This window comes from Chitinivibrionales bacterium, assembly GCA_035516255.1.
Lineage (GTDB): Bacteria > Fibrobacterota > Chitinivibrionia > Chitinivibrionales > FEN-1185 > FEN-1185.
The window spans coordinates 118,794-129,511 of record DATJAL010000029.1 but is presented as its reverse complement, the minus strand read 5'-3'; the positions used below and the strand labels follow the sequence as shown (position 1 = coordinate 129,511).

Below are 10,718 nucleotides of genomic sequence, written 5' to 3'. Positions count from 1 at the left end.
GTGCACGGGGTCTTTCCGTCTAGTTGCGGGCAACCGGCATCTTCACCGGCACTACAAGTTCGCCGTGCCAGTTGGCAAGACAGTCGCACTTTCGTTACGCCATTCGTGCAGGTCGGAACTTACCCGACAAGGAATTTCGCTACCTTAGGACCGTTATAGTTACGGCCGCCGTTTACCGGGGCTTCGAATCAGCGCTTCGCCAGGAAACCTGGCTGACGCCTCCTGTTAACCTTCCGGCACCGGGCACGTGTCAGACCCTATACTTCATCTTCTCAATTTAGCAGAGTCCTGTGTTTTTGGTAAACAGTCGCTTGGGCCATTTTACTGCGGCCCCGCTTGCGCGGGGCACCCCTTCTCCCGAAGTTACGGGGTTATTTTGCCGAGTTCCTTTACAAGAGTTATCTCGAGCACCTGAGGCTATTCGCCTCATCTACCTGTGTCGGATTGTGGTACGGACAATTGTCAACTGAAGCTTAGAGGTTTTTCTCGGCAGCAGAGCATACACAGGTTCCTTTGTCCGAAGACGCCGTTCCCCATTGCACTTCAGAGTTGAAGACCCGGATTTGCCAAAGTCTCCCTCCTACATGCTTGGACCCACACGACCAACGGTGGGCCTGCTTAGCTTCCTGCGTCACCCCATCGCATTGACAATCGGTACAGGAATTTTATACCTGTTTTCCATCGCCTACGCCTGTTCGGCCTCGGCTTAGGTCCCGACTTACCCTGGGAGGATTAGCCTTGCCCAGGAAACCTTAGATTTACGGTGTGAAGGTTTTTCACCTTCATTTGCGCTACTCATCCCAGCATCCTCATTTCTGATACCTCCAGCATCCCTTACGGAACACCTTCGATGGCTTACAGAACGCTCCCCTACCAATCCCGGCTTGCGCCGGAATTCCACAGCTTCGGTAGCATGTTTGAGTCCCGTTCATTTTCGGCGCGCTTTCGCTTGACTAGTGAGCTGTTACGCTTTCTTTAAATGATGGCTGCTTCTAAGCCAACATCCTAGCTGTTAGAGCAAAAACACATCCTTAGTCACTTAACATGCATTTAGGGACCTTAGCCGATGGTCAGGGTTGTTTCCCTCTCGGGCACGAAGCTTATCCCTCGCACCCTGTCTCCCACACAATTAGTAACGGCATTCGGAGTTTGATTGGGTTTGGTAGACTGGTAAGTCCCCTAGTCCATTCAGTGCTCTACCTCCGTTACTGTCCATGTGAGGCTATACCTAGATATATTTCGGGGAGAACGAGCTATCACCGAGTTTGATTAGCCTTTCACCCCTAGCCACAACTCATCCAATAGATTTTCACCTCTAATTAGTTCGGACCTCCATCCCATGTTACTGGGACTTCATCCTGGTCATGGCTAGATCACTCCGGATTCGCGTCTACCACATGCAACTGAACGCCTTATTTAGACTCGCTTTCGCTGCGCCTCCGCGCCTGTGGCGCTTAAGCTTGCTGCACATGAGTAACTCGCTGGGCCATTAAGCAAAAGGTACGCCGTTACCTGCCTTGCGGCAGGCTTCGACCGCTTGTAAGTATATGGTTTCAGGTTCTATTTCACTCCCCTCTCGGGGTCCTTTTCACCTTTCCCTCACGGTACTGGTTCACTATCGGTCATTGGTGTGTATTTAGCCTTAGGAGATGGTCCTCCCGGATTCCTACGGAATTCCACGTGCTCCGCAGTACTCGGGAACGCCAAAGTAAGACATGCCTCTTTCGCCTACGGGACTTTCACCCTCTGTGGTCCGTCTTTCCAGAACAGTTCGGCTAGAAACATGTTTTGTAACTTACCGGCCGCTCGTTACCGCGGCCAATCGGCGCCCCGCAACCCCGTCCTGCCAACGCGCAACGGCTTTAACAGCAGGAACAGTTTGGGCTCTTGCCCGTTCGCTCACCACTACTAGGGCAATCATTATTATTTTCTTTTCCTGGGATTACTGAGATGTTTCAGTTCACCCCGTTATCCTCCCTGACCTATGAATTCAGTCAGGGATGCTCTTGCGAGCAGGTTGTCCAATTCGGAGATCTCCGGATCAAAGTGTGTTTGCCACTCCCCGGAGCTTATCGCAGCTTGCCACGTCCTTCGTCGCCAACCAATGCCAAGGCATTCACCATACACTTTCATTCACTTGGTACAATTAATTACATCTCGACGAAATAATGTGCTTCATTATCAGGATATATGTCAAAGAGCATTTATCAAGAAGCGGCCAGCGGTCAGCTATCAGCGGTCACTTGTTTTCTGACTGCTGAATGCCGAAGGCTGATTGCTGTCTTTTCTTGGAGCTAACAGGATTTGAACCTGCGACTTCCTGCTTGCAAAGCAGGCGCTCTCCCAACTGAGCTATAGCCCCGCATGCAGAACACGTTCGACCCTGAAAATGGGTCTGGATAGAGTTGAACTATCGACCCCTTCCTTATCAGAGAAGTGCTCTAACCAACTGAGCTACAGACCCGCAGGGATGCAATTAAGGGGCGGGGACGAAACGAAGCCCGCCCATTAAGGATTGATGCCCTTTAAAAGCCTTGATGTGTGTGACCGGTCTCCGGTCAATCATTAGTCGTAGATTCTCCCCTTGACTTGTTGGGGCGAAAAATCTTTCGCCCTTACGAAACCAAGGTTCGAACCATACTCCATAGAAAGGAGGTGATCCAGCCGCACCTTCCGATACAGCTACCTTGTTACGACTTAGCCCCAATCAATGGTCTTACCTTAGGCGTTCTCCCCCTTGCGGTTGGATAAACGGCTTTGGGTACTCCCATCTTTCATGGCTTGACGGGCGGTGTGTACAAGGCCCGGGAACGTATTCACCGCGGCGTGCTGATCCGCGATTACTAGCGATTCCAAATTCATGGAGTCGAATTGCAGACTCCAATCCTAACTGAGATCGGTTTTGTGGGATTAGCTTGACCTTGCGGTTTCGCGACCCTCTGTACCGACCATTGTAGCACGTGTCTGGCCCTGGACGTAAGAGCCATGATGACTTGACGTCATCCCCACCTTCCTCCTGGTTAAACCAGGCAGTCCCCTTAGAGTTCCCAGCTTGACCTGATGGCAACTAAGGGCGAGGGTTGCGCTCGTTGCGGGACTTAACCCAACATCTCACGACACGAGCTGACGACAGCCATGCAGCACCTGTGTGGAGTGTTCCTTGCGGAAGGGCTCCCATCTCTGGAAACTTTCACTCCCATGTCAAACCCAGGTAAGGTTCTTCGCGTTGCATCGAATTAAAGCACATGCTCCACCGCTTGTGCGGGCCCCCGTCAATTCCTTTGAGTTTCACCCTTGCGAGCGTACTCCCCAGGCGGGACACTTAACGCGTTAGCTACGACACAGAAAGGATTGACTCCTCCTGCATCCAGTGTCCATCGTTTACAGCTAGGACTACCAGGGTATCTAATCCTGTTTGCTCCCCTAGCTTTCGAGCCTCAGCGTCAGTATTGGGCCAGGAGACCGCCTTCGCAGCTGGTGTTCTTCCAGATATCTACGCATTCCACCGCTACACCTGGAATTCCATCTCCCTCTCCCATACTCAAGAAAAACAGTATTAGGAGCCGATTACGGGTTAAGCCCGTATATTAAACTCCTAACTTATTCCTCCGCCTACGCTCCCTTTACGCCCAGTGATTCCGAACAACGCTTGCCCCCTACGTATTACCGCGGCTGCTGGCACGTAGTTAGCCGGGGCTTCCTCAAGTGGTACCGTCAGACCTCGAGGTGTTATTCCCGAAGCTTTTCTTCCCACTCAACAGAGTTTTACAATCCGAAGACCTTCATCACTCACGCGGCGTTGCTGCGTCAGACTTCCGTCCATTGCGCAAAATTCCCTACTGCTGCCTCCCGTAGGAGTCTGGGCCGTTTCTCAGTCCCAATGTGGCCGTACACCCTCTCAGGCCGGCTACCCATCAAAGCCTTGGTGGGCCGTTACCCCGCCAACTAGCTAATGAGGCGCAAGTCCATCTCTAAACGATAACTTGTAAACAGAGGTCATCTTTTATCACTGTCCCATGCGGAACCGTGATCATATCAGGTATTAGCCCCGCGTTGGCAGGGTTATTCCAGATTTAGAGGGAGGTTACTTACGTGTTACTCACCCGTTTGCCGCTCTACTGATCCCTTGCGGGACTTTCTCGCGCGACTTGCATGTATTAGGCACGCCGCCAGCGTTCGTTCTGAGCCAGGATCAAACTCTCCATAGTTATGAAAAGTTTAATATCCCAACGTAAAAAAAGAATGTAATCAGAGAACCCGATCACACACATCTAAACTTTCAAAGAGCACTTGCCCGATTTTTGGGCAATTTTTTAATATACTAAATAGTACAATCATTGTCAATACTTTGACAACACTTTAACTACTATGCCCTGTGGTTACCTGTATTTTTGGCAGGAAATCAGGAGATTTTAAAAGAACTCACCTGCATTGAGGCGGTGTTAAATATAAGGCATTTGGAAAAAAATGTCAATAGTTTTTTCATTTTCTAACCATACCGGAAAATTACATTAATATTCCATTTCCCGCGACTCGCGCGCGGCGGCGTCACCTATTTCCCTTGCTCACCTTCACGTGAAGACGCTATTTTATAAGTAATGGATTTCGTAATTCATTAGAACCATAAAAGGAGCCATCATGGTTGACAAAGAGTTACTCGATATCCTCTGCTGCCCCGAAACAAAACAGGACGTGAAGCTTGTCGAAGGGGATGTGATAAGGAAGATAAACGCGAAAATCAAGGAGGGCACGCTCAAGAACAGAGGCGGAGAAGTTGTCAAGGAAGAAATAGACGCGGGGCTTTTAAGAGAAGATAAGAAATACCTATATCCTATCAGGGAAGATATTCCGATAATGCTTATTGACGAGGCGATACCGTTTGAGGAGTTCGGGAAATAAGTTTTAAGCCCTCTTATATGATGGATTGATTCCAAAGAGTCGCGGGATTTGCCTGCGGCTTTTTTTTTCCAACTAAAGAAGCATTATCTGTAAAGCATCCATCTTTGGTGTTGATTGAACGCGGCCTTAAGGGCAGGCCGCCCTAAAAAGCAAAGCCAGCCCTTACCGGTTGTTTTTGGTTTGGATTGAGGACGACTTTATTAGATGGTCCGAAAACAAGATGCCTATGCCAAAAAGAAATCCGAGTCCGATGCCGATCCTTATATTTTGCATTATGACAAATGCGGAATGCCCGGTGGAAAAAGCGCGGGCGTGCAACCTCAATACAAAAACGACAAAACCATTCATTATTCCCATTAAAACGGAAGAAATGATTATTTGAATTACTTTGTCCGAAGCAAAAGGCCTTTGAATAATACGCAGGTACACGTAAACCGCAACCGCAATCAGCCCGATGTACGCGCCGTTAAGAATGAATAGCCATGAATTGTGCAAGCCGTTGCAGATGACGCACGTCACGACAATATACCATAAAAGCAAAGCCAAGAGCCCCGTCAAAACACGGCGCTTTTTGAAGGCCGTATAGGCCAAACCGATCGTAATCCCGGAAACAACGAATTGAAACGGCCAACGGGTCGGAATAAAAATATTCCTTTGATAGACGAGAAACGCCATCGCCAGTATTAATCCGGAAATGCAAAGGAACTGAACAACGGATTGCGCAAGATCATTCTTGTTCATCGACATGTAGATCCTCCCCCTGGTAAATTGTACTGCGTGCGCCAAAGGTTCCCGTTCAATCCTGCGCCGACCATTCATACGCCGCAACGCGATTTTTTCCAGCGGTTTTAGCCTTATACAAAGCTTCATCGGCGTATTTAATCAAATCTTCGGACAAACAAACGTGTGCGCTTGTCATAGTCGCAATCCCAATGCTGACGGTAAGTTTCTTGTCGTTCGCCAGGCCCGCCTCCACTGCCCTTCGAAGTCTTTCCGCCAGCGCTTGTGCTTCGCGCATGTCTGCTCCGGGAAGCACCACGCCAAACTCCTCTCCGCCATAGCGGCAGCAGAAATCAGCATGCCGCGTTTCCGCTTTGATTATAGCACCGATTCTATGCAGAATCGCATCGCCCTCCTGATGGCCATAACGGTCATTGAAGTCCTTGAAATCATCAAGGTCTATCATCATAATGGAAACGGAATCGCACGATTGAATCGATCGCTTGATCTCAATCTCCGTTCTGCGAAAGAAGAATGCATGGTTAAATAAGCCCGTCAGACCGTCTCGAATTGAACCATCGACAATATCGGCGATACGTTCTTCTGAAATCAATGTCGTTGAATTAATGTCACCGGTGATGTTAGATAGATAGTCCAACGCGGCGACAACGACGCGGGTATTCCGTTTCAGCGCGCCGGACATCTCGTATTTATGTTTGATGATTTCCCGCCAGAGCGGTTTTGCGATATCCGGTTCAAAATGCTGATGCGTGATGGCATAGAGCAAAGCCGAGAATAATCGGTTCCCGAGGCTTTTTCTCTTGATTTCAAAAAACAGCTCTTCTTCCCTGGTCAAGCTCCGGTCACCGGCAAAGGCCGATACCAGCTCAAGGGTAATAACATCGGCCGCAAGGAGACCGTCCAGCCTTTCCTTCTCGGTTTCTTCATTGGACGGATTCTCATTCGCCGGGGGTATCGTTATCATTCCCCATCCTTGCTTCCCGTTGGGGCACGGTGCCGGGTTTTACGTCGAACGTTTCATATGCCTCACGGTCAAGACGAAGTGTATTACGCCTATACCATAGATTGCTTACCAAGGTTACGAAGGGATTGCGCAAATGGCAGATGTTTGACCAAACCCTGCGCAAAATTCCGCCATAGCTGTAAAACGCCCGGTAGCAGGCCTCTTTCTCCGCCAGCATTTCGCTCCACGAAAGTTGGTTATACCGGGCGACCGGAAAAGTCAAAGTATAATAATTCCAATCACCGGGAAAACCGTTAAGAATTATGCGGCCCGCCGACTCCATCTCTTCCCAGAGGCGCGTGCCGGGAAGCGGGGTCAGGAACATGACATTGAGCGCATCAAGACCATAATGCTGGGCGGTGGAGGCGATGTCCTTGCCGATATGCTTTTTATCGATGTCAAGACCTAAAATGAACGATCCGACCACTGAAATGCCGTGCCGGTGAATGTGCTTGATCCCGGCCTTGATGTCATTGAGCTTGCGGATGTTGAAGGGTTTGTGGATTTCCTTGAGGCCTTCGGTCGTTATCGATTCGAACCCGATAAACACGCCGATACAACCCGCTTTTTTCGCAAGCGAGAGAAGCTCTTCATCATCGCAGAAGTTCATGGTAACCTGCGCGATCCATTTCTTGCGGATCCCCGATCCGATTATTGCCCGAAGGAGTTCCTTGGCCCGTACAATGTGGTCCGTTCTTGTTCCAATGAAATTGTCATCAACGAATAGAACCAGTTTTTCGCGGATGGCCCGATACTCGTCAATAACATTGGGAACCGGGCGGTGCCTGTAATGTCTGCCATTGAACGCGGTGACGCTGCAGAAATTGCAGGAAAGCGGGCAGCCGCGAGTCGTCTGAATCGAGCCAAACCTGTACCCGTGCGGCAACAAATCATGGCGCGCAATGGGTGCCATGGAAAGGTTGATTCGCGCGCCGGAATAAAGTGGTTTTAATATACGGTTTACTTTATCGGCCAGGACTTCTTCCCAGATGCTTTCCGCTTCACCAGTCACAACGGAATCAACGTATCGCGACGCTTCTTCGGGACACATGGTGGCATGAATGCCACCCATCACGACGGCGACCCCACGACTCTTGAATTCCTTCGCTATCGCATACGCCCGATCCGCCTGGGAAGTAAATGCCGTTATACCGACAAGATCGGGAGCGGGCAGGGTCGCGTAGTCCCGCCGTTCTACATTTTCATCAAAGATAACGGTCTCCCAGTCGCGGGGAGTCAAGCCGGCAACAACCAGGAGTCCCAAGGGTTTCCAAACGGTGTAACGGTTCCAACGGTTCTGTTTGCTTTTAACGACACTTACCAGCGGATTGTATGGATTTATCAAATAGAGCAGCATTATTTGCGATTGTTCTTCTTTTCGGATGGAAGTTTGACGCGACGAATAATATCCTTGATTTCCGGAATGCTTGCCGGTGCAATACTGATCGAATTAACGCCGGTTCCCATTACGGCATCCAGCGATTCGCGTTTTACAGCCAGCTCTCCGCATAACGTGACCGGCGTCTTGCCGGCATCGGCAATGATGGTACTAAGCAGATTCAGCATGATTGGATGGTCATCCCTAAAGTAATCGCTTATCAATGCGCTTTCGCGGTCGGCGGCCATTACATACTGCGTAAGATCATTGGTGCCGACGCAAAGAAAATCCGCCAGCTTGCTCAGCGACCTTACATCAAGAGCGACGGCAGGGGTTTCGATCATGGCTCCTTCTGCGATATAGGTCCTCTAAATCATCAGCCCGCTCATTGAGCATCTTACTTGGCGAGTCTCGAAATTTCTGCATCCACCTCCGGAAGACAATCCCGATAACCTGTTCCGCATTTACATGCTTCTGACGAAGTGTTTGTTTCAGATCCGACACCAATTGCGGATCTATAAGCATTGTTTCCTGAGCAAGGAATATGTCCGCGACGCCCCTTCTGAAGGACGCCCCTACCCGCTTTGCCGAATCGGTAAGCTGCTGACGCACACTTTCCTTCGCGGCATGTATTCTAGCATACTCTGTATCATACTGGTTTTTTCTGATATTATATGAAGCTTGCTTACCTTGAAGAATATCACTATATACATATGCGGTACCATGGGAAAAGCCCCCGGAAAGCGGAGTTCCTCTAAGAATGATCTGTTGCTTCACGTTTTTTTCTTGCATAGACATTTTTCTTATTTACATCTTTAACAAATGGAACCTGACTCTAAAATACGTAAGCCCCAGGAGCAGAAAACGAATTGATTGTGGTGTACCTGCTTTTCTCGCGCGGCGCTCTTTTGCCTTTCAGGGGTGCCAAAAATTGCAAATAACGTGTGCCGCACTCCGACGGAGCGAAGCGACATAATGGGCGATTACACCTTAGTAAACTGCGCAAAATGTTGGGCTGCGGCTGTTGTGTGTTTGTTTTGCTGCAAGCTACCATATTTGAATTTACGGCTTGCGCCCACTTGCTCATTACTCTCCGAGGAAGATTTTGAACCAATCATTCCTTTTCAGGGTTACCGAGTTTGTCTTCAAGACTTGACGGTTTTTTGAAATGCACTCCATGCTTCTCGCATATCATGTTGGCGGATATCCTACCGCTTTCATAAATAGTGGGAAGTCCGCTTCCCGGGTGTGTTCCGCCACCGACCAGGTACGTATTTTCAAAACACTCAAACCTGTTCCTCGGCCTTAGGTATAGCATCTGAGTGAGGTTATGCCCCAAGTTGAATGTCGCGCCGTAATATACGTTCAGATCGTCGCGCCATGTTTCGGGCGTGTACACTTTTTCAACTTCTATATTTTCTAGCAAGTCTTTCATTTCAGTCCTCTTTACGACCTCTTCAAGCACCCTTTTCTTAAAGGCATCCTTTTCCTTATTCCAGTCTATGCCCGCTTTGAGGTTCGCGACGGGCACCAATATGTATATGGTTGATTTGCCCTCAGGCGCGAGAGTGTGATCAACTATTGAAGCGTTCTGAATGTAAAAGGATATCTGGTCGGAAAGCGTAAGGCGAGTGAAAATATCCTCAACGTTTCGTCTGTAGTCTTTTGCGAAAAAAACATTGTGGTGTGGGAAATTATATTTCTTTTTCACGCCGAGATACAGCATGAATGTTGAACAGGAATATTTCCTTTTCGACAGCTTTCGTGGAGCATACTTTTTAACATATTTCTCTTCCATAAGAGAAACAGCAGCATATGAAAAATCTGCATTTACAATCACTTCATCAGCAGTAATAACGGTACCATCCGACAGTTGCACGCCTTGCACCAATTTGTTTTTATTAACAAGGCTTTTTACAGGGGTGTTAAGTTTCAGCGTTCCGCCCTCTTCGATAAACACCTTCGCCATAGCCGTGGATATTTTGTTCAGCCCACCGATTACATGGTATATGCCCCATTTGTGTTCAATAAAAGCCACCATTGCAAAAGCTGCCGGGCACTCCCACGCGGACATGCCGAGGTATTTTGACTGAAACATAAACGTGAATTTTAAATTTTCTCTTTGAAAGTATTTACTAATCGCATTATAGACGCTTTTGTCAATATCAAGGTGCGGTATCGCCTTAAGCAGGGGGTTCTTCATCATGTCAAATATGGATGAATAGGGCTTCTGTAGGCAGGGGAAAAGGTATTTTAGCCTTTTCTCTTCATTCTTAAGGTACTCCTTGAATCTTTTTTCCTCACCAGGGAACTCGCGAGCTATTTCCATTTCCATTTTATCGTGGTCGTCAGTCACACGTATCTCATTCTCAAAAAACTTCAGTCTGTACATAGGGTCGAGCTTGTGCACTTTTATATAATCTTCGGCTTTCCTGCCGGTTTCCTCAAACATCTCCTGTAGTATGAAGTACATCATCAAAAACGTCGGGCCGGTGTCAAATGTATAGCCGTTGATTTCAATAGGAGCGTTTCTGCCGCCGACCTTCTCGGCTTTTTCATATATCGTAACATCAAAACCGCGGTGTTGAAGTATCATACCGGCCGTCAGGCCGCCGGGACCGGCGCCGACAATCACTATTTTTTTCTTGTTCATAAATCCGTCTCCAAGAGCGAGCCTGTTTAAATAATTGGGCAAAC

General features: G+C 48.7%; 6 protein-coding genes, 2 tRNA genes and 2 rRNA genes. 1 reads left to right on the top strand and 9 read right to left on the bottom strand.

Annotated features, from left to right (window positions below):
• From VLX68_08850 to VLX68_08835, 4 genes are all read right to left on the bottom strand, one after another.
• Positions 1 to 2,143 (bottom strand): 23S ribosomal RNA (locus VLX68_08850); the annotation flags it as partial.
• Positions 2,144 to 2,289: 146 nt separating this feature from the next.
• Positions 2,290 to 2,362, bottom strand: a tRNA-Ala gene (locus tag VLX68_08845).
• Between the two features lie 28 nt (positions 2,363 to 2,390).
• Positions 2,391 to 2,464 (bottom strand) — tRNA-Ile (locus VLX68_08840).
• Positions 2,465 to 2,648: 184 nt separating this feature from the next.
• Positions 2,649 to 4,208: ribosomal RNA gene (locus VLX68_08835) — 16S ribosomal RNA — on the bottom strand.
• A gap of 430 nt (positions 4,209 to 4,638) precedes the next feature.
• Between VLX68_08835 and VLX68_08830 the strand changes: the two genes are divergently transcribed.
• On the top strand, positions 4,639 to 4,899 hold the full coding sequence (locus tag VLX68_08830) for a Trm112 family protein (protein ID HUI92337.1): 261 nt from the start codon (positions 4,639 to 4,641) through the stop codon (positions 4,897 to 4,899).
• A gap of 162 nt (positions 4,900 to 5,061) precedes the next feature.
• Here the strand turns inward: VLX68_08830 and VLX68_08825 are convergent, their stop codons facing one another.
• From VLX68_08825 to crtI, 5 genes are all read right to left on the bottom strand, one after another.
• Positions 5,062 to 5,646: a hypothetical protein gene (locus VLX68_08825; protein HUI92336.1), complete on the bottom strand. Its 585-nt coding sequence runs from the start codon at positions 5,644 to 5,646 to the stop codon at positions 5,062 to 5,064.
• A gap of 49 nt (positions 5,647 to 5,695) precedes the next feature.
• Positions 5,696 to 6,604 (bottom strand): GGDEF domain-containing protein, encoded by a 909-nt coding sequence (locus VLX68_08820; GenBank protein ID HUI92335.1) that lies wholly within the window; start codon positions 6,602 to 6,604, stop codon positions 5,696 to 5,698.
• Entirely contained in the window at positions 6,579 to 8,000 is a 1,422-nt protein-coding gene (locus VLX68_08815) for a radical SAM protein (GenBank protein ID HUI92334.1), read from the bottom strand. Before VLX68_08815 ends, VLX68_08820 begins: the two co-directional genes overlap by 26 nt.
• Positions 8,000 to 8,380: a putative PEP-binding protein gene (locus VLX68_08810; GenBank protein HUI92333.1), complete on the bottom strand. Its 381-nt coding sequence runs from the start codon at positions 8,378 to 8,380 to the stop codon at positions 8,000 to 8,002. Before VLX68_08810 ends, VLX68_08815 begins: the two co-directional genes overlap by 1 nt.
• Positions 8,381 to 9,135: 755 nt before the next feature.
• Positions 9,136 to 10,674 (bottom strand): phytoene desaturase family protein, encoded by a 1,539-nt coding sequence (gene crtI / locus VLX68_08805; GenBank protein ID HUI92332.1) that lies wholly within the window; start codon positions 10,672 to 10,674, stop codon positions 9,136 to 9,138.
• Positions 10,675 to 10,718: the final 44 nt, after the last annotated feature.

What these genes read in the sequence shown, in the direction of transcription:
- VLX68_08830 (HUI92337.1), top strand. Translation starts at nt 4,639, where the DNA reads ATGGTTGACAAAGAGTTACTCGATATCCTCTGCTGCCCCGAAACAAAA.
- VLX68_08825 (HUI92336.1), bottom strand. Translation starts at nt 5,646, where the DNA reads ATGTCGATGAACAAGAATGATCTTGCGCAATCCGTTGTTCAGTTCCTT.
- VLX68_08820 (HUI92335.1), bottom strand. Translation starts at nt 6,604, where the DNA reads ATGATAACGATACCCCCGGCGAATGAGAATCCGTCCAATGAAGAAACC.
- VLX68_08815 (HUI92334.1), bottom strand. Translation starts at nt 8,000, where the DNA reads ATGCTGCTCTATTTGATAAATCCATACAATCCGCTGGTAAGTGTCGTT.
- crtI (HUI92332.1), bottom strand. Translation starts at nt 10,674, where the DNA reads ATGAACAAGAAAAAAATAGTGATTGTCGGCGCCGGTCCCGGCGGCCTG.